Source organism: Endozoicomonas sp. SCSIO W0465, from assembly GCF_023716865.1.
Taxonomy (GTDB): domain Bacteria; phylum Pseudomonadota; class Gammaproteobacteria; order Pseudomonadales; family Endozoicomonadaceae; genus Endozoicomonas.
In genome coordinates, this window is the sequence record NZ_CP092417.1 from 1,309,388 (window position 1) to 1,328,828 (window position 19,441).

The 19,441-nt window shown below is 50.7% G+C and carries 13 protein-coding genes; 5 read left to right on the forward strand and 8 right to left on the reverse strand.

Annotated features, from left to right (window positions below; translation table 11 throughout):
• Positions 1 to 248 precede the first annotated feature (248 nt).
• Entirely contained in the window at positions 249 to 2,435 is a 2,187-nt protein-coding gene (locus tag MJO57_RS05705; protein WP_252023646.1) for a TonB-dependent hemoglobin/transferrin/lactoferrin family receptor, read from the forward strand.
• Between the two features lie 523 nt (positions 2,436 to 2,958).
• The gene (ltrA, locus tag MJO57_RS05710) at positions 2,959 to 4,353 is read left to right on the forward strand and encodes a group II intron reverse transcriptase/maturase (RefSeq protein WP_252023648.1); all 1,395 of its coding nucleotides are present in this window, start codon (positions 2,959 to 2,961) and stop codon (positions 4,351 to 4,353) included.
• A 392-nt stretch (positions 4,354 to 4,745) separates the two neighbouring features.
• On the opposite strand, the gene MJO57_RS05715 is transcribed toward ltrA, so the two are convergent.
• From MJO57_RS05715 to MJO57_RS05740, 7 genes are all read right to left on the reverse strand, one after another.
• Positions 4,746 to 5,258: a hypothetical protein gene (locus MJO57_RS05715; RefSeq protein WP_252023650.1), complete on the reverse strand. Its 513-nt coding sequence runs from the start codon at positions 5,256 to 5,258 to the stop codon at positions 4,746 to 4,748.
• A gap of 54 nt (positions 5,259 to 5,312) precedes the next feature.
• A complete protein-coding gene (locus tag MJO57_RS05720; protein ID WP_252023652.1) occupies positions 5,313 to 5,873 on the reverse strand; it encodes a hypothetical protein in 561 nt (186 codons plus the stop codon).
• Between the two features lie 23 nt (positions 5,874 to 5,896).
• Positions 5,897 to 6,418, reverse strand: a complete 522-nt coding sequence (locus MJO57_RS05725; protein WP_252023654.1) for a (2Fe-2S)-binding protein — start codon at positions 6,416 to 6,418, stop codon at positions 5,897 to 5,899.
• Positions 6,415 to 7,290, reverse strand: coding sequence for a xanthine dehydrogenase subunit XdhB (gene xdhB, locus MJO57_RS05730; RefSeq protein ID WP_252023656.1), 876 nt, complete (start codon positions 7,288 to 7,290; stop codon positions 6,415 to 6,417). Before xdhB ends, MJO57_RS05725 begins: the two co-directional genes overlap by 4 nt.
• Positions 7,291 to 7,345: 55 nt before the next feature.
• Positions 7,346 to 9,637 carry a xanthine dehydrogenase subunit XdhA gene (gene xdhA, locus MJO57_RS05735; protein WP_252023658.1) on the reverse strand — a complete coding sequence of 764 codons (2,292 nt, stop codon included), beginning with the start codon at positions 9,635 to 9,637 and terminating at the stop codon, positions 7,346 to 7,348.
• A gap of 70 nt (positions 9,638 to 9,707) precedes the next feature.
• A complete protein-coding gene (locus MJO57_RS32990; RefSeq protein ID WP_305881906.1) occupies positions 9,708 to 10,196 on the reverse strand; it encodes an amidohydrolase family protein in 489 nt (162 codons plus the stop codon).
• Positions 10,196 to 11,155 (reverse strand): hypothetical protein, encoded by a 960-nt coding sequence (locus tag MJO57_RS05740; RefSeq protein ID WP_305881907.1) that lies wholly within the window; start codon positions 11,153 to 11,155, stop codon positions 10,196 to 10,198. Before MJO57_RS05740 ends, MJO57_RS32990 begins: the two co-directional genes overlap by 1 nt.
• A 1,236-nt stretch (positions 11,156 to 12,391) precedes the next feature.
• On the opposite strand from MJO57_RS05740, the gene MJO57_RS05745 reads away from it, so the two are divergent.
• The 3 genes from MJO57_RS05745 to MJO57_RS05755 all read left to right on the forward strand — a co-directional run bounded on the left by MJO57_RS05745 (position 12,392) and on the right by MJO57_RS05755 (position 17,048).
• On the forward strand, positions 12,392 to 14,128 hold the full coding sequence (locus MJO57_RS05745; RefSeq protein WP_252023660.1) for a hypothetical protein: 1,737 nt from the start codon (positions 12,392 to 12,394) through the stop codon (positions 14,126 to 14,128).
• A 334-nt stretch (positions 14,129 to 14,462) separates the two neighbouring features.
• The gene (locus MJO57_RS05750; protein ID WP_252023662.1) at positions 14,463 to 16,331 is read left to right on the forward strand and encodes a hypothetical protein; all 1,869 of its coding nucleotides are present in this window, start codon (positions 14,463 to 14,465) and stop codon (positions 16,329 to 16,331) included.
• A 222-nt stretch (positions 16,332 to 16,553) separates the two neighbouring features.
• On the forward strand, positions 16,554 to 17,048 hold the full coding sequence (locus MJO57_RS05755) for a hypothetical protein (RefSeq protein ID WP_252023664.1): 495 nt from the start codon (positions 16,554 to 16,556) through the stop codon (positions 17,046 to 17,048).
• Between the two features lie 314 nt (positions 17,049 to 17,362).
• Here the strand turns inward: MJO57_RS05755 and MJO57_RS05760 are convergent, their stop codons facing one another.
• Complete coding sequence (locus MJO57_RS05760) at positions 17,363 to 19,291, reverse strand: ankyrin repeat domain-containing protein (protein ID WP_252023666.1); 1,929 nt, start codon at positions 19,289 to 19,291, stop codon at positions 17,363 to 17,365.
• Positions 19,292 to 19,441: the final 150 nt, after the last annotated feature.

The following is a 19,441-nucleotide window of genomic DNA, read 5'->3' on the forward strand; positions in this document are numbered from 1 at the left end:
CATCATATTGGCTTTATCGCTAACTGGTATTGAGTAAGGTCAAAAACCAAACAGTTCTTTGGAGCAATAACAAACTAAATGATAATGATTTGCATTCGATAGAATTTATAATTATTATCAAACTGTTGTTTATTCTCATTGTTTATTATTTCACCATGAGAATTCAGAAGTAGCAGGCGGTCTTCGTCGACTGTCAGAATAGCAATGCTGGTGGCTATCAAAGTCCACACTGGTACAGATTGAAATTAATGAAGTTTTCAAAAAATACGCTGGCGATGGCTGTGATGGCGGCCACCGTTTCTCTTGCGCAAACCACGCCTGTTCTGGCTGAAACAGCTCTCCCCGGAAAAGAAAAAGCCACCGTACTCGATAAGGTGGTTGTCTCCGCTACACGAACAGAACAAAGCATTGAAGATGTATCCTCATCTGTTGCCTCCGTTTCTTCTGAAGAGATGGATACCAACCTGGTTACCGATATTCAGGATGCGGTTAAGTATGTACCCGGTGTCAGTGTTGCCGGTAACGGTCGTTTTGGTTTGAATGGTTTTAACATCCGTGGCATGGATAAGAGCCGCGTTAAAGTGATGGTTGATGGCGTTGAGCAGCCTGTATCTTATAATCCGGGCGCCGATCAGATGCGCTTTAACCAGAACATGTATGAAACCGATACACTGGCAGCGATCGAAATTAATAAAGGACCCGCTTCCAGCCTCTATGGCAGTGATGCTCTCGGTGGTGCAGTTCTCATGCGGACAAAAAATCCTGAGGACCTTCTGGCTCCATCGGGTGATGACTCCTATGCTGGCTTCAAGACCGGCTATAGCAGTGCCGATCAGGGTTTTAAACAGACCCTGTCGTTAGCCAAGCGTGCCGGGAATTGGGAAACATTGCTGATTTATACCCATACCGATGGCAAAGAAACCAGCACTCATGGAGATGGGGCCGATATTAACGGTCGTGACCGTGGTGCTGCTGACCCGTATGACTATAACCAGAACAATATTCTGGGTAAGGTTTTCTACCAATTAAACGACGATCATCGGGTTGGTTTGACGGGTGAGTTTTTCAAGCGAGATGGCGAAGGAAGGATCCTGAGTAACGAAGGTTATGAGATGATGCCAGGCTTCACCTACACCAATAATTTTGGCATCGATGAAGACACTCGGAAGCGTGTAGGCATTGAACATGAATGGCTGGCTGGTAATGCGGTGTTTGACACACTGAATTGGCATTTTAGTGTTCAGGAAGTTGAGAGTGCCCATGAAACGCTGGATCATACCCCGTCCAATGGTAATCGCAATCGTACCCGAATTGGTAAAGATACAAGCTATCAGTTTGAAGCAGAGTTTAGTAAGGAACTTATAGCTGGCAATGCTCTGCACCAGTTAACTTACGGCGTGTCCGGCCTGAAAGACAATTTCAAGTTAGATTACACGGATTATTTGCTGGATACCGGCGTTGTTAAGCCAAAGAACCCGGAAATTCCTGAAGCAGACTCCACGAAGTGGGGTGCTTATATCCAGGATCAGGCATTCTTTATGGATGATGCCCTGATTGTCACTGGAGGTTTACGTTACGATTCATTCAAGGCTGAGCCCGATAGCAGTAGTGGGCAGCCTGATGTCAGCAGCGATGCAATCACTGGCAGATTGGGTGCTGTCTTCCATTGGAACGATAATATCAGTTCATTTGCCCAGTTCAGCCAAGGCTTTAAGGCGCCAACACTGAATGATCTTTACTATTTCCAGGATAAGCCCGATGCCAATATTATCTTGAAGCCAAACCCGGATCTGCAACCTGAAGAAAGTAATTCCTATGAGATAGGTCTGCGAGGGCAGAATCATCTGGGTAACTTTGAGCTGGCAGGTTTCTACAATGACTATACCAACTTCATCGAGTCCAAAACTGTGATGGAAAGTGGTACTGAAATTTATACCAAAGTTAACGTTGGCACTGCAGAAATCTACGGTCTTGAATTCAGCGGCATGCTCTATCTGGATGAAGCATTTGATGCGCCAACCGGTATGTACTCTCGCCTGTCCATTGCCTATGTCGAAGGTGAGAATGGTGATAATGGAGGCAGCCTGGATACGGTAGCACCATTGACCACTGTCGTTGGTATTGGTTATGACGCACCCAGTGAAATCTGGGGTGGTGCACTGGATGTCACCCACGTTTCCGGTAAAACCGGGAGCGACTGGTCTGAAGAGAATAACGACAATGTGGATGCTCCGGCCTACACCGTGGTGGATTTGACGGCGTACTATGAGCCCATGGAAAACATGATGGTTCGTGGTGGCCTGTTCAACGCCCTGGATGAAAAATACTGGCTGTACCAGGATGTTACCGGCACTCCGGTTACCGATGATCAGGGCATTGACCGTGAAACCCAACCCGGCCGTAACTGGGGTGTTAGCCTGAGTTATGACTTTTAAGCTGACCTCGTAACCTCGTTCCCACGGTCCCCCGTGGGAATGCATAGTGCGCTGGGATAAGCGGCGTATATCTTGCGGGTGAAAGTCCCGTTGCGGAAGGAGAACCAGCTCCACCGTATAGCGAGTCTTGCGTTGCTGAAGGTAACGAAAGTGATGAAGCGTAGACAGCGAAATATCCGAGCCGAAACCAAATGGTGAACGTGACAGCTCCGAAATACCACTTGTTGTGGGTGCCGATGCTCTTATGCAGGCAGCAGGCCCAAGAGTGCTGTGTAAGGTCAATCTGGGAATCCGAACAGCACTACCCTCCGGAGTCGCAGGCGTCGGCGAGTTTATAGAGATATACGACTGAACCCAGGAGATCCATAGGGCTCTCAAAGGATTGAGTATGTTAAGTACAAGTGCAAAACACGAGGCTTTACAGATGGCTCTATGGAAGTCGGAGTCAGTCATAGTAGTGATGAAGCGGGTAACGACCGTGGAGCGAAGGGCTGGCAGATAGATCGAGCGTGAGAGAGAAACAATGACCGTACTCAGCAACGACGGACAAGCATGGTTAACGAAACTTGAGCGCATAGGTGAGAAATCGGCATACGACAGACAAATGGTGTTCAATAACCTTGGCCACCTGCTAAATGTTGACATGCTGAAGGAGCAATTCCATCGGTTGAACGGGAATAAAGCCGTAGGTATTGACCGTGAGACAAAGGAGACTTACGGCGTAAAACTGGATGAAAATCTGAAACACCTTCTCCAGCGCATTCGCCGTGGGACTTACAGGCCAAAACCCGCGAGGGTCACTGAAATCCCGAAAGAGGATGGGAGCAAACGGCCACTGGTCATATCCTGCTTTGAAGACAAACTGGTGCAACTTGCAGCCAGTCAAATCCTTGGCAAGATATACGAACCGCTGTTTCTACCGTGCTCATACGGATTCAGGCCCGGCTTGAGTTGTCACGATGCTTTGAGGACTTTGCTGCAGTCCAGTTCCCGAATTCGGGATGGTGCTGTGGTAGAAATTGATATCTGCAAGTACTTCAACAGAATTCCTCACAGGGAGCTGATGAAGATTTTGCGAATGAAGATATCAGACCAGCGTTTTCTCAGGCTGATAGAAGTCCTGATTACAGCACCTGTGATGGAACACAAGCAAGTATCCGACAATCGGGAAGGATGTCCGCAAGGGGCTATCCTGTCGCCAGTGCTGGCCAATATCTACCTGCACTACGTGATAGATGAATGGTTTGCCGAGGTAAGCCGTTCTCACATCAAAGGGCGGGCGGAAATGGTGAGGTACGCTGACGATATGGTATTCCTTTTTGGGGATGCCAGTGAAGCAGAGCGCTTTTATAAAGTGTTGCCAAAACGGTTAGAGAAGTTTGGTCTGGAGTTGCATAGAGAGAAATCGCAGATAATTCCTGCAGGATGGATTGCAGCTCAGAGGGCCAATCAATCAGGTAAGCGTCTTTCGACGTTTAACTTCCTGGGGTTCACCTGTTACTGGGGTAAGATGCGAAAAGGTGGTTGGCGACTGAAGTTCACCAGCCGTAAAGATCGTTTTGCATCGAAGCTCAAAGGGTTAAGGGAGTTCCTCTGGAAGCGCCTGAGTTCTGACCGGGTGCAAACGCTGAAGAGAGCGATTCGGGGGATTAAGGGATGGATCAACTATCATGGGATCACAGACAATCAAGGACGGGTCAGGCAGTTCATTCTGCAAGGCAAACGAACGATCCACAGATGGCTTAATCGTCAGGGAGGAAAAGGATACTTGAGCTGGGGAAAGCTGGTGAAAATTCTTAAAGTGTTGGCGTATCCAGAGAGCTGGAAAACGGTGTCAATGTTCCGGTCTCACCGAACATGTGTGGGGACACGGGTCTATCGGGAGCCGGATGCGGTAATTCCGCAAGTCCGGTTCTGAGGAGGGGCTTGCCCGGGTGACCGGGCAGGTCTACTCACCCCGATCCTGCCACAAATACCACACTCGCATGGAGCCCCCGAAAACCTTGCCAGGCAGTGGTTCTTTCTCATGCTGCCAGATCCGTATGCATTCCCACGCGGAGCGTGGGAACGAGGGTTATGCGACACCCTCTCCCCCATGGGAATACATACCGATCCCGCCACAAATACCATACTCGCATGTAGCCTCCGAAAACCCTACCAGGCAGTGGCTCTTTCTCATGCTGCGAGATCCGTATGCATTCCCACGCGGAGCGTGGGAACGAGGTGTCCGGAGTGTCTGGAAGGTTTTGCGACACCCTCCGGAGCGTGGGAACGAGGTAAAGGTAAAAAGGTCAGGTACAATTTGCTTGTCTACCTGGCAGTTGCTGATCTCATCTTCTCTAATGTCCGAATATACGATTGAAGCGTATTCAGTAACGTTGAAGACTCCCGATAGAGCGCATGATTTTCGGAAGTCACTTCTTGCTGCCCTATCTCAGCGTTGTTATGTCCGTTAAACCGATCTTTTGTCTCTTTATCAAGGGCTTTTTGCAAACCCTCCAATAGATGAATGGTGTCGTTGATACGGTCAGCGTGTTGTTGCTTTTCCTGCTGGAGCGAAGGGTGAGCGTCCTGCAGGCGGTGAATAAGATCAGCGGCATAATTTACCCCTTCTGCCAGTGGCGCCAGTGCTTCTTCCAGATTGTCTGGTTGCTGGCTAACCATCCGCTCAGCCAGCGGCTTTACTTCCACACGGGGGAAACCTGCACTGGACAATAAGGTCCGGTTTACATCCTGTTGGGAGATAATTCTCCGCTTGTTAGCTACAGAATTTTTCTGGTCACCGCGCTCATTAGCGCTTTTTTCAGCATTGTCCTTGTCCATGACTATTCAATCCTGAATCAGAGATAAAAGATCCTTTTGCAACCGCTGTATCGGCTATTTTCGAAACAACCAGAACGAAAAAATTTTGGTCATGGCCGGCATAACAGCCCAGGTCATTAGCAGTACGGTACACAGGCAGCTCACCAGAATGGCCAGGAAGCGAGGCACATCAGCCGGTAACAGCATGGAAACCAGCGGGGGGATAAACAAAATCTGTGGATAAATGGCGAGCAAGGTCACCAGGGCCATCCGGTATTTGGGGGGCTTCTGCTGTTGTTCCGCAAAAGGCGTGTCCGGTGGTTCAAACCAGAATTCGATACCTTCAATCTTCTCTGCCTGTCTGGACTCTACCAGTTCAGGAAGCTTATCGAGCCATTGCTGACGAATTCCGGACTCTTCCCAAGCCGACAGGGAAACATGATCCCGAAAACGAATCATGGCATGAACGGTATGATCATCTTCCGTTGGAGGCTTGATGAACTGGGTTCCTTCATAGCCATCAAACTGTCTGGCGGCATCACTGATGCCTCTTACCCAGATTCGGTACTCATCCAATTTGCCGGGCTTTATGGCATTGGCAATCATCAGGGTAACCGGATCCGGGTTGTTAGCCATCAGTGTCCTCTCAACAGGGTCTTTTATTTCTGTCCGCCATAATACCGGATGCTTTTTTCAACCGCATCCACCACGGTCTGGTACCCTGTACAACGACACAGGTTGCCAGCATGCTCTTTGCGAATGTCGTTGCGGTCGATGCCGTTACCACCACTCTTATTGCCATTCTGGCAGCAACCACCGGCCGATTGTGCAAGTCCTTCGACATAAGCGGTGGTTTTCATTACCAGTCCGGGTGTGCAGAAGCCGCATTGAACGGCACCAGCATCCACATATGCCTGTTGTACCGGAGATAGCTCACCATTGACGCTTTCTCCCTCAATGGTACGTATCTCCCTGCCTTCCGCCCTGACCGCCAGGGTAATGCAACTATCAACAGGGACTTCATCAATCAACACTGTACAGGCACCGCATTCGCCAACACCACAGCCTTCCTTGCAACCGGTCAGGCCGTGATCTCTCAGTGCTGCTAATAATGATTGGCGCACATCGATGACCAGTTCCACTGGTTTACCATTCAGCTGACATTGAATAATCTGTTTCATAGCTGGCCTCCAGCCCGAACAATGGCTTCGCTGATCACTCTGTCAGCGAGCGTACGGATGATGTGTTCCCGGAAATCCTTGCTGGCCCGCCAGGAGTTTCGGGGTGAGAGCTCTTCAAGCACCATAGAGGCTATCTCGGCAATCAGTTTTCCGGAAACCGGCTGACCAATGACCTGTTGCTCAAGCACACGACAACGTTTGGGTACCGGGGCGGCAACGGTGTAGGCCAGGCGCAGGCTATCGATGCGGTTATCTGCCAGTTTGCAGGCCGCCGCACAGCCTATAGTGGCGATATCCATCGCCTTGCGCATGGCGTATTTATAAAAATGACTGCCGGTGTGTTGATGGCTTTCAGGATTTATGGTGAAGCAAGTCACCAGTTCATCATCCTCAATATGAACTTTTCCCGGACCTGCGTAAAATTCTTCAACCGGTACCTCCCGTGTCCCCCTGTGGCTTTGCAGGGTCACTCTGGCATCAAACACCAGCAGAGGTGCAGCGCTGTCACCACTGGGTGCACCGTTGCAGATATTGCCGCCAAGGGTCGCCATATTGCGCACCTGTGGCCCCCCAATTGAGGATGCGCCTTCCACCAGGGCGGGCAGTAGACCGTCATTTTTGAGGAAATTGATCAGCCGGGTAAACGTGACGCCGGAGCCAATCTGCAGTGTGCCATCCGGGGTATGGGTTATCCGGGTCAATTCATCCAGTCCATGGATATCCACAAGAGAACCAAAACCGGATTTACCTTCCCGAAGTCTGATAAGTACATCGGTTCCCCCGGCAATCAGTTTGCTGCCGGGATTTTCAGCCAACAGGTGACAGGCGTGTTCAATGCTGCTGGCTCGATGATAGTGATCAATGGGGAACATGCTTTCTCTCCACCTTCTATAACGCTCCAAGGCTGTTTATGCGCTCAAGGCTGTCCTAAATTAATGCTGCATCACGAAATGCGGTGAATAATGCCTTGGGAGACATGGGCAGTTGGTTCATGGCAACCCCGGTGGCATCGAGAATGGCATTGCGAATGGCTGGTGCCACAGAAAGCAGAGGCGGTTCACCCAGGGACTTGTTACCAAAGGCGGCTGTTGGCTCATGGGTTTCCACAAAATCACAGCTGATGTCCGGCGCATCCATCATGGTGGCGATTTTGTAATCCAGCAGGTTATTGTTGTAGATCCAGCCGGTTTCCGGATCGGCCAGCAGCTCTTCACTGAGGGCACCGGAAATACCCATACCGACACCACCGTAAACCTGTCCGGCGGCCAGGTCAGGGTTGATGATTTTTCCAGAATCATGAACGTTGTGAATGCCAAGGATTGACACCTGACACAGGGCAATATCCACTTCCACTTCCACCAGCGTACAGCCGTAGGAATAGGCGTTTGTGGTCACCTTTCGGGAGACTTCAGCGGTCAATTGTTGTCCACGGGTTTTGTGATAGTAAGCATCAAGGGCCAGTTCGTTTAGGGAGAGACGGACCGTTTCGTCCTGATTGACCACTGCATCACCGGAGATGGTCAGCTGTTCAACAGGCAGCTCAAGCATGGTGCTGGCATGCTCAAGGATACGCTGTCTGAGCAGGTCCCCGGTTTCGGCCTCAGCCTGGCAGACAATGTAGGTCTGTCTTGAGGCAAAGGAGCCCGGGTCAAAAGGCGTTGTATCGGTATCCTGGGTGGACAGCACGCGAATGGCGGAGACAGGAATACCCAGTTTCTCTGCCGCCATCTGGGCAATCACGGTATCCGAGCCCTGGCCAATTTCAGTTGCGCCAATTTGAATGGTAACCCGGCCGTCCTGGTTAAGGATCATCCGTGCGCCGGCAATTTCTACCGATGCCGGGTAGGTTCCGCTGCCGTAAGAGAAACAGGCAATGCCAAGTCCCCGTCGTATATTTCCCGTCTTGAATGCGCTATGGAATCGAGAATGTTCCAGCTTTTTCTGATCCCAGCCAAACGTCTCACGGCCTTTTGTCAGGCATTCACGAATGCCTGCACTCTCAATGACCTTGCCGGTCAGTGGGTTGATATCGCCGGTGCGGGCAACATTCTTCAGGCGAAAATCAATGCTGTCCATGCCGACCTTTCTGGCGGCCTCTTCCATTATGGACTCAACGGCATACACCAGCTGGGGTGAGCCGTAGCCACGCATGGCACCGGCAGATGGCAGGTTGGAGTAGTGAGTGATTGCCTGATAGGAAAGCGCGGCATTGGGATAAAGCGGAACGACTTTGGAACCGGCCGCTTTGGCAATGGAGTGACCATGGGAGGCGTATCCCCCGGTATTGGAAGAGACATCCATGGCCAGGGCTGTCAGTGTGCCATCATTGTTCACAGCACAGGTCATATTCACCCGGAATGGGTGACGAATCCGGGTGCTGCTCAGGCACTCCTCACGGGTCAGTTCCAGCATCACCGGAATACCGCCCAGTCTTTTGGTGAGAAAGGCCACCATGGGCTCAAGCACCACATCTTGCTTGTTACCAAAACCACCGCCAATAGCGGGCTTGATCACCTGAACGGTGCTCATGGGAATATCCAGAGCCTGGCTGACAATCCGACGACAGATATGAGGAATCTGTGTGGATGACATGATTACAATATGATCAGTGTCGTCCATATAGGCCCAGGCAATGTGGTTTTCCATATGGCAGTGCTGAACCATCTGGGTCTGGAACTGACCTGTCAGGGCGTGATCGGCTTCAGTAATGGCTGCCTGAACATCACCACATTGATAATTATGCTCACCGACACGGTTGCCACTGCCTTCGTGTAACTCCCTGGCCTGCTCATCCAGCGCCTGATCATGATTCAGAATGGCCGGATACTCTTCATAGGTGACTTTGATTTTTTTCAGCGCCTTGCTGGCCGTTAAACCATCCACCGCCACGACGATGGCAATCTCGTCGCCGTGGTAACGGACATAGTCCGTCAGCAGCAGGCGGTCTTCCTTATCCCTTGCTGCCGGGTCAAGGTTGAAGGCATGGCCAGCGGTGGCAAAGGGGATTTCAGGAATATCCGCAAAGGTGAAGACAGCTTCAACACCGGTCATGGCCAGGGCTTCAGTGGTATCGATATCGACTACCCTGCCGTGAGCTATGGTGCTGTGAAGATATTTGGCAATGCGTGTACCAGGAAGAGCCAGATCAGCAGTAAAACGACAGCGGCCGGTTACCTTGGCTTTGGCATCCAGGCGCTCCTGTGAGAGTCCGACAGACATGGTTTATTTTTTCCCTGACGACGTTGTTTATTAAAACCGACCTGCTTCCCGGAAACGGGATAAGACAGGCTCACTTTTCCCAGTAACGGAAGCATTCGTTCAACGGTTGACGGTGCATGAACTGTCCATGACCCGGCTTACCGGTAAATTGTCCGTCCCGCACAATAATTTTGCCCCGTGACAGGGTCATGATCGGATAGCCCTGCAATTTCATACCTTCATAGGGGCAGTAATCCGAGCGGCCATGCATCAGTCGCTGGCTGAGTGTTACCTCTCGTTTCGGATCAATGATCACCAGGTCAGCATCGGCTCCCTCGGCGATCAGGCCTTTGCGTGGATAGAGTCCGAACAGCTGAGCCGGGCGTGTACTGACCAGTTCGACAAAATGGTTGATGGAAATGCGGTCTTTCATCACCCCTTCGGAGAAAAGCAAAGGCACACGATTCTCGACGCCGGGAATACCATTTGGACAGTATTGGAAGCCATCCCGGCCGGCACATTTCTGCGCCATGGTAAACGCACAATGATCAGTCGCTACCGTACTGATGGTGCCATCCATTAACCCCTGCCAGAGTTGATTCTGGTGATAGCTGTCGCGCAGGGGGGGCTCATGATGTATTTCAACCCTTCATCATAAAGGTGTTCTGCCGCACCCTCCTTGTTGGCGGAACTGTTGTATTTATTGATATCCAGTGACAAATACTGTGGGCAGGTTTCGGCAAAGACGGCCTGGCCTCGCTGGTGTGCCTGGCGGATATATTCCAGGCCAATGCCATTGGAAAGATGAACAATATAGATTGGTGCACCACCGGCGAGCGTCGCAAGGTTGATCATACGTCCAACGGCTTCGGCTTCACACTCCGGTGGACGGCTTAATGCGTGATAAATTGGGGCATTGGAGCCTTGGGCGAGCAGCTTTTGTTTCAGAAAGCGGATAGCCCCGTCGTTTTCCGGATGAACGCAAGTGAGGGCGTTAAGCTGGTTTAACCGTTCCAGTGCCGCAAGCACCTGACTGTCATCCAGTTTGTAACCATAGGTCAGATAGAGCTTGAAGCTGGAAATCCCTTCTTCCAGCACCATGGACTCCATCTCTTCAAGAATACTGTCGTCTATATGCTGGATGGTGCCATGGAAACTATAATCAATCACCGCCTTGTCACGGGCAAATTCGTGGTAGCGTTCCAGCTGATGATGCAGGGAGCATCCGGCAGGGCCAAAACCCATATGGTCAACAATCGTAGTGGTTCCACCGCAGGCGGCTGAAACAGTGCCGCTGTAAAAGTCATCGCAGCTCTGGGCGATGCCAACATCAATATTCAGGTGCGTATGAACGTCAACGCCGCCGGGTATGATGTAGTGACCGGCGGCGTTGATGATTTCGACAGGTCCCTCAGGGCTGTCTTTGGGTAAATCGATATTTGGGGCAATACACTCAATAATACCGTCACGGGTCAACAGGTCCGCCCGCTCACTGGTATCGGCATTCACCAGCGTTGCATTTTTTATAAGGACGTTCATGGTCCCGTACCTTTTGTTGCGTTAAAGGCTTGTCAATTTGTTTGCATACAACTCGCATACAACCTGAGGGCAGGATTCAGGCCAGATTTGTGCATTGCCCACCGGGTGAGATGCAATACGTTACCATGTAATGACTTGCAGCAAGTTTGTTGAAGAAATGTCGGAAGGCACAGGGTTGTTTGAATAGCCAGGGAAACCGTAAATTTTCATAAAGCCCGTCACTATAGACAGATAACTAATACAGAAAAGCGCTAATACCCATACAGCCAGACCTCTCGTTCCCATGCTCTGGAGGGTGTCGCAAAACCCTCCGAACACTCCGGAGATCTCGTTCCCACGCTCTGCGTGGGAATGCATACCGATCCCGCCACAAATACCATACTCGCATGAAGCCCCCGAAAACCCTGCCAGGCAGTAGCTCTTTCTCATGCTGCCAGATCCGTATGCATTCCCACGCGGAGCGTGGGAACGAGGGTTTCGCAACACCCTCTCTGCGTGGGAACGAGTTGAACACCCTTCGACTCCACTCAGGATGAACGGCGATGGTACACGTCAATCTCATTGAAATGATGTACTGGTTAAACAACGAAACCAGCCTACTCTTACTTTATTATCATGTTGATGGATCATCTTGATAATTTTTACCTGAATCCATACTTGGCTCTATTTTGATTACGAACTGCTCTACAGTGAAAACTGACTGTAGGTCACGAAAAACAAGGATTGAGCAACATTACCGGACAATATGCTGACAACCTTTGTAGATAAAGGGCTTCAGCAATGTTCAACCCAGTAGCAGTCTGAAATCCTACAAGAGCCTCCATACTTTTTTGATTTTCCATAATAAAAAAACTTGAGCTTTTGATTGTTAAAGCTATTTTCCATGCTCATGAATTTCAGGTTCTGGTGTTGTTGATTGCAAACAATATTTTTTGAAAATCACCTTATCACCAAACACCTTTTGCTTGGTCATCATTATTTTTAAAAATAAATTGAGATATCACCGGTATGATAGAATCAGGGTCTTATTTGAGCCTTATGACTCAATTACCACATGATGTTTTTCCATTAACATCTGTTGAACATTCAGGTCGTTCAGGTCGTTCAGGTGATGTTGAACCTCTCTCTACCCGGTTTGCTGATAAACTGCCCCATCAAATTGCCGTTGAACTCAGGGAGGAAGGTACTCTGCGTGGTCTGCAAGTGAAAGAGAGGCCGGAAAGCAGGGTTGAAAGCATGGCAAAAAGATTAAAAGCAGGTCCCGTCAGCTTTATTATTCAATCAAAAGACAACAGTGTTGACTTTGATAATCGCCCTGATAATAACCACCATGTATTGATGATTACCTGCTCCTTGAACCGACCAAAGCCGGGTTGCTTTATCTGCAGAAATGATAACGACATCATTGTCAATGTAAAAAACACGTCAGGTGATGTTTATGAAACGAAGGCAAGGGGAGGGTTCTGGGTCATTGGCGGGCAAGAGAGTGATGGGCAAGAGTGTGGCGGGCAAGAGAGTGGTGGGCAGGAAAGCGGTGGGCAGGAAAGCGGTGCCGGGGAAATTCACTGCATTCTTGATTTCGGGGGGCAGCGGGTTATGGGCTATCAACTAACGGAATCAGAGTCAACCAATGCCGGGACTGTCAGCCATCAGGTGGTTGATTCAACCCTGCAGGTAACAGGATTTATCATTCCCGGCGTGACCCATCTGGAATGCGCCGATCATGATGATGGCCGTTATCGCACACACAATGCGGTTTTTATCAATGGCGAAGCGACGCCTACCGCGCTGTTTGAACACAACTTTGAACAATGGAACAGCCATTCACAAGCCTGCAAAATGCTGTGCAGATCGATCGGTGGCGCTCTGAGCCATGCATCAAAAAATCCGGAGTTTGACCTCAGAACATTTTTGCATGCCTTTGTTGCCACCTGTATCGGTGCAGGATCGATTCTGGGAGGGGATGAAGCCGCTGCCGCCATACAGACGACGTTAGGCTTTCCCAGTACCAGTGTGCTCGGAACCCCGTCAGATAACCCCTTGTTGGAGCGGTTCAAGTATGCCGGTACCTTTATTAGCCTGGCCAGTTTTTTTGGTTTTCAGACCACGAAGAATGCCCTGGGAGTGAGTAGCCAATTTGTTGTCAACCCCTCTGAGAAACGCTGCATAACCGCAAAAATGTGGGTGATGGAAGTTTTTGGCAGTCAGATTCTGTCGATGCTTACCGTTGCCGCCTCCATTGTCGGGGGGGAGTATCTGGTTACCGGCAGCACTGAAAAAAGTAACCCCCGCAAGTTGTTTACTGACCTGTTGTTAGCCCAGACTTTTGTGCTTGGTTTGGGCGCTGCCGTGCAGTCCAGGCTTATTGACAAAGGGGTGTCTCCGGCAAAAGCATGGTTGTTTTTTGTCCTCTTTCGATTTGCTGTATTCAGAAGTGCCGTTTTGGGGGTGCAGGTGATGACCGATTATCTGTTTGCCGATGGTCTGAAACCGGGGAAAATTCAGAGTATCGTGATCGCCAATGTCATTAATGAGCTGATGATCACTGTTCTGAGCGGGATGGCTTATCTTTCCGGAAAATCGAAAGCCACTGATGGTTCAGAAGAGCAGCTGATGGCGTATGAGCAGGATATCAGGGAATCGGTACTTGAATCTGAGGCAGCAGGTTGTCTGGACGCCTACGCCCATGATCATCAAATTGCTGTCCATCCATTGAACAGGCTCCGGTTGAATCTAAGCCGGTCAATTGATGCCGCGCCAAAATCACTCTGGAGTAAAGTTGCCTGTTACTGTTTGCATCGGAACCCACAGGGCATGCTGTCCAGAGTGGTTACCAGTCCGTTTGTCAGTGCACTCTCCGGTCAGTCAGACGCTGAATACCGCGATGTTTTGACATTGCATCAAGCATTATTAACAGATCGTTCAGTATCCCTGCCGGTCAATAAACCTCTGTTCAGGGAGACACCAGTATAATCTGATGACGTGCAAACAATGTTATTAATGATACTGCTGAAATTACTTTTCAGAAGCACCTTTTACTTTGTCACTGTCTTTGTCGTTAAAAATAAAGGCTCTTGTAGGATTTCAGACTGCTACTGGGTTGAACATTGCTGAAGCCCTTTATCTACAAAGGTTGTCAGCATATTGTCCGGTAATGTTGCCCAATCCTTGTTTTTCGTGACCTACAGTCAGTTTTCACTGTAGAGCAGTTCGTAATCAAAATAGAGCCAAAATAAATTGAGATGTTATCGGTATGATCGAACCAGAAGCTTCCTTGAGCCTTAGAATCCAGTTACCACACAATTCGATGGCATTAACATCCATTGAGCGCTCAGATGAAGTAGCCGATGAAGCAGTGTCCTTCTGTCAGCAGTTTGCTGGTAAACTACCCCACCAAATCGCGGTAGATCTCAGGCAAAAAGGCACCCTGCCCGGCATGGACATGAAAGAGAGGCCGGGAAGCACGGTGGAAAGTATGGCCGAAAAATTAAAAGAAGGTCCTGTCAGCTTTACTATTCAATCAAAAATCAGCAATTGCAGCCCTGATGTTGGCTCTGATTTTGGCTCTGATATTGGCTTTAATGACAGCCCCGATATATTGACGATTACCTGTTCCTTAAACGGGCCAAAACCAGGTTGCTTTATTGGTAAAAATGATAATGAAATCATTGTCAAAGTGACAAGCACGTCAGGTGATACTTGTGAAACGAAGGTGAAAGGTGGTTTCTGGGTTAGTGTTGGGCAGGAAAATGAGTCCAGTGAAATATACTGTGTTCTTGATTTCGGGGAGCAGCGGGTTATGGACTATCAACTAACAGAATCAGAGTCAGCCGATGCCGCGACTGCCTGCTATCAGGTGGTTGATTCAACACTGCAGGTCAATGAATTTATCATTCCCGACGTAACCCATCTGGAACGCGCCCGTCATGATGATGGCCGTTATGGCACACACAATGCAGTTTTTGCCAATGGTGCAGCCATTCCTGCGGCACTGTTTGAGCACGACTTTGAACAATGGAATAGCTACCCGGAAGCCCGAAAAATGCTGTTCAGATGCATCGGTGGCGCTCTGAGCCATGCATCGAAAAACCCGGAGTTTGACCTCAGAACATTTTTGCATGCCTTTGTTGCTACCTGTGTCGGTTCAGGATTGTTCTTGGGAGGTGATGAAGTCGCTGCCGCCATACAGACGGCTTCGGACTTTCCCAGTACCAGTTATCTCGGAACCCCATCGGATAACCTTTTATTGGAACGATTGAAATACGCCGGTGTATGTCTCAGCCTGGTCACCTTTTTCGGTTTTCAGACCACCAAGAATGCCCTGGGAGTCAATAGCCAATTTATTGTCAACCCCTCTGAGAAACGCTGCATAACCGCAAAAATGTGGCTGATGGAAGTGTTTGGCAGCCAGGTGCTTACCATGCTGATTGTTGCTTCCTCCATTGCCGGGGGAGAGTATCTCGCTACCGGCAGTACTGAAAAAAGTAACCCCCGAAAACTGTTTACCGACCTGCTGTTAGCGCATACCGTTGTGCTTGGATTGGGGGCGGCCGTGCAGTCCAGACTGATTAACAAAGGGGTATCGCCAACAAAGGCATGGCTGTTTTTTTCCCTCTTTCGAGTGACCTTATTCAGAGGCGCTGCCCTGGGCGTGCAAATGATGACCGATCATCTGTTTGCTGATGGTGTGAAACCGGGGAAAATCCAGAGTATCGTGATAGCCAATGTCATTAATGAGCTGGTAATCACTGTTTTCAGCGGGATAGCTTATCTTTCCGGGAGATCGAAAGCCACCGATGGTTCAGAAGAACAGCTGATGGCGTATGAGCAAGATATCAGGGAACCGGTAGTTGAATCCGGTTCCGTACGCTGTCTTGATACTTACGCCGGTAAGCAGCAAATTGCTGTCCATCCATTGAACCGGTTCCGGTTGAATTTAAGCCGGTCAATTGATACCGCACCAAAAACACTCTGGGGTAAAGTTGCTTATTACTGTTTGCATCGGGACCCACAGGGCATGCTGTCCAAAGTGGTCACCAGTCCATTTATCAGCGCACTCTCGGGTCAGTCAGACGCTGAATACTGTCATGTTTTGAAATTGCATCAGGCATTATTAGAAGATCGTTCAGTATCCCTGCCAGTCAACGAACCTGAATTCATGGAGACACATCTATAACCTGATTACATTCAAACAATTTTATTGCCAATGTCATTTCAGAAACTATCTTTTCAGAATACCGTTATTATTGGGTTGGAAGCTGCCGTGCAGTCCGGGCTTATTGACAAAGGCGTATCGCCAACAAAGGCATGGTTGTTTTTTGCCCTTTTTCGATTAACTCTCGTTAACTCTAAGTACAATCTGATTATTGGCAGATGCCAGCAGAGGTGATTGTAGATCATGGATTATGATTCTTTTCAGGAAAAATATTTTTCACTGTTTCGGGATAATTTCGGTCTTACCGAGGACGATCTTACGGTATCAGAAACCGATACCGTTATTGAAAGGGAGCTTAAGCAGTTTATCAAAGACAACCATCTGAACTCAGAAACAGAACCCCTCTCCGGTACAAGCAATCCTTCCAGTATTGATAAAGACATAAGTCAGTTGAAGCAGCTGTTAACAGGATTGCTTGAGTCGGGCGATATCGACCGGGAGGTTGTCCTTGAAGCACTCAGTTATGGACTGACAGAAATGGCCGGGTTTATTCACCACGAACCGGATCATCACTATTCATTCAGTGATCAGGAGAAGGATGAACTGCACAATATGATGAAGACTATTCTTCAAAAGACAGAAACAGAGGAGCATCAGGCCATCTGTGAATCCCTGTTCCCGGATATGGTTAACCATCTTGAGTCTGTGGTGGCTAAAATCAGGACACCAAGGTTTTAGTGCACTCCGACGGAAAGAGGGTGTCGCAAAACCCTCGCTCCCACGCTCCGGAGGCTGTCGTTCAGAAAATGAAGCGGGGACGGGGGCATGCCGCATCGTATAAGCCATCAGTATTGGTCAACAGCCAAGGCTGCTCTATAAGCCCGGGAACCCCGATCGGCCAAGGGTGCAATGGGTTTACGGTGGAGCGCCTTGTGATCACTGTCCCCTTCGAAACAAAACCGAATTTTTATCCTCAATTTTCTGCCGACCTCGCTGATAATGAGGCTTTAGCGACAGCCTTGAGACCGTGGGAACGAGGCAAGGGTACTCTATTACCACTCTATGACTCGGGGGCGGTAAAAGTAGGTGAGGTCCGCCCCGGCGTTGATCAGGACTTTCAGGCACTCAGTGTGACCGTTACAGGCAGCGATGTACGCCGGGGTGGTGCCGTCGGAAGTCAGGGACGCGTTGGGGTCCGCCCCCGCGTCGACCAAGGCTTTCAAGCACTCAGTGTGACCGTTACAGGCAGCGATACTCAGCGGGGTGGCGCCGTCGGAAGTCAGGGCGGCGTTGGGGTCCGCCCCGGCGTCGATCAGGGCTTTCAGGCACTCAGTGTGACCGTTACAGGCAGCGATGAACGCCGGGGTGGCGCCATCGGAAGTCAGGGTGGCGTTGGGGTCCGCCCCGGCGTCGAGCAGGGCTTTCAGGCACCCAGTGTGACCCATCTGGGCAGCAATGTAAGCCGGGGTGACGCCGGAAGTCAAGGCGGCGTTGGGGTCCGCCCCGGCGTCGATCAGGGCTTTCAGGCACAGAATGTGACCGTTCTGGGCAGCGATGTACGCCGGGGTGTCGCCATCGGAAGTCAGGGCGGCGTTGGGGTCTGCCCCGGCGTCGATCAGGGCTTTCAGGCACAGAATGTGACCGTTACAGGCAGCGATGAACGCCGGGGTGGCGCCGGAAATCAGGGCTGCGTTGGGGTCCGCCCCGGCGTCGATCAGGGCTTTCAGGCACAGAATGTGACCGTTCTGGGCAGCGATGAACGCCGGGGTGGCGCCGGAAGTCAGTGCGGCGTTGGGGTCTGCCCCGGTATCGATCAGGGCTTTCAGGCACAGAATGTGACCGTTCTGGGCAGCGATGTACGCTGGGGTGTCGCCGGAAATCCGGGCGGCGTTGGGGTTCGCCCCGGCATCGATCAGGGCTTCCAGGCACTCAGTGTGACCGTTACAGGCAGCGATGTACGCCGGGGTGGTACCGTCGGAAGTCCGGGCGGCGTTGGGGTCCGCCCCGGTGTCGATCAGGGCTTTCAGGCACTCAGTGTGACCGTTACAGGCAGCGATGCTCACCGGGGTGGCGCCGTCGGAAGTCCGGGCGGCGTCGGGGTTCGCCCCCGCGTCGATCAGGGCTTTCAGGCACTCAGTGTGACCATTACAGGCAGCGATGCTCAGCGGGGTGGCGCCGTCGGAAGTCCGGGCAGCGTCGGGGTTCGCCCCCGCGTCGATCAGGGCTTTCAGGCACTCAGTGTGACCCTCATGGGCAGCGATGAACGCCGGGGTGGCGCCGGAAGTCAGTGCGGCGTTGGGGTCCGCCCCGGCGTCGATCAGGGCTTGCAGGCACTCAATGTGACCCTTCTGGGCAGCGATGTACGCCGGGGTGGCGCCGGAAGTCAGGGCGACGTTGGGGTCCGCCCCGGTGTCGATCAGGGCTCTCAGGCACTCAGTGTTATCCTCCTGGGCAGCGATGTACACCGGGGTGGCGCCGTCGGAAGTCAGGGCGGCGTTGGGGTCCGCCCCGGCGTCGATCAGGGCTTTCAGGAACTCGGTGTGACCGTTACAGGCAGCCATGCACATAAGATTAATACTCTCGCCGGACACGGCAGACCGGAATGTCTGCCGGACAATCCCTGGATCAAGTACCAACAATCTCTGCAATGCCTTGAGATCACCTGTACGGGCGGCCTGCAAAGGCAAGGGCTCACAGTAAGGGGAATCTTCATAGAGGCGAGCACCCGTCTCACGTACCAGAGGCAACGCCTCTTGCCGGCATAGCGCACAACTCCGTGTGGCGACACCCTTCTTTTGCTGTTCGTCGAACCACCTGGAAAGACAGCTAAGATCGTAGCGATGGCCACAGTCGGTTTTGACAACCGTGGGCGCCACAGTACGACCATGAAAAGCCTCAAGACAAATAACACAGGTATTATGCTCTGTAGGCGCATTCGTATCTGTAGGAATGTGAAAAGGCGATCCGACAACAGTATCCATAAACAAAAAAAACCAGTATCAATAAATTAGTAATGCAGATAGGACTGAAAAAAAGAACAATAGTTCAATAAAACTAACCACCTTCTTCTATGCCGTAACGGGCGGCATCTTCTGCGCAGAAAGGTTGAGCCTGTGTTTGGTTATCTGAGA

Coding starts and splice junctions, on each gene's coding strand:
- xdhA (WP_252023658.1), bottom strand. CDS start 9,637: ATGTCTGTCGGACTCTCACAGGAGCGCCTGGATGCCAAAGCCAAGGTA.
- MJO57_RS05755 (WP_252023664.1), top strand. CDS start 16,554: ATGGATTATGATTCTTTTCAGGAAAAATATTTTTCACTGTTTCGGGAT.
- MJO57_RS32990 (WP_305881906.1), bottom strand. CDS start 10,196: ATGGATGGCACCATCAGTACGGTAGCGACTGATCATTGTGCGTTTACC.
- xdhB (WP_252023656.1), bottom strand. CDS start 7,290: ATGTTCCCCATTGATCACTATCATCGAGCCAGCAGCATTGAACACGCC.
- MJO57_RS05705 (WP_252023646.1), top strand. CDS start 249: ATGAAGTTTTCAAAAAATACGCTGGCGATGGCTGTGATGGCGGCCACC.
- MJO57_RS05720 (WP_252023652.1), bottom strand. CDS start 5,873: ATGGCTAACAACCCGGATCCGGTTACCCTGATGATTGCCAATGCCATA.
- MJO57_RS05750 (WP_252023662.1), top strand. CDS start 14,463: ATGGCATTAACATCCATTGAGCGCTCAGATGAAGTAGCCGATGAAGCA.
- MJO57_RS05725 (WP_252023654.1), bottom strand. CDS start 6,418: ATGAAACAGATTATTCAATGTCAGCTGAATGGTAAACCAGTGGAACTG.
- MJO57_RS05715 (WP_252023650.1), bottom strand. CDS start 5,258: ATGGACAAGGACAATGCTGAAAAAAGCGCTAATGAGCGCGGTGACCAG.
- MJO57_RS05745 (WP_252023660.1), top strand. CDS start 12,392: ATGGCAAAAAGATTAAAAGCAGGTCCCGTCAGCTTTATTATTCAATCA.
- MJO57_RS05760 (WP_252023666.1), bottom strand. CDS start 19,291: ATGGATACTGTTGTCGGATCGCCTTTTCACATTCCTACAGATACGAAT.
- MJO57_RS05740 (WP_305881907.1), bottom strand. CDS start 11,155: ATGAACGTCCTTATAAAAAATGCAACGCTGGTGAATGCCGATACCAGT.
- ltrA (WP_252023648.1), top strand. CDS start 2,959: ATGACCGTACTCAGCAACGACGGACAAGCATGGTTAACGAAACTTGAG.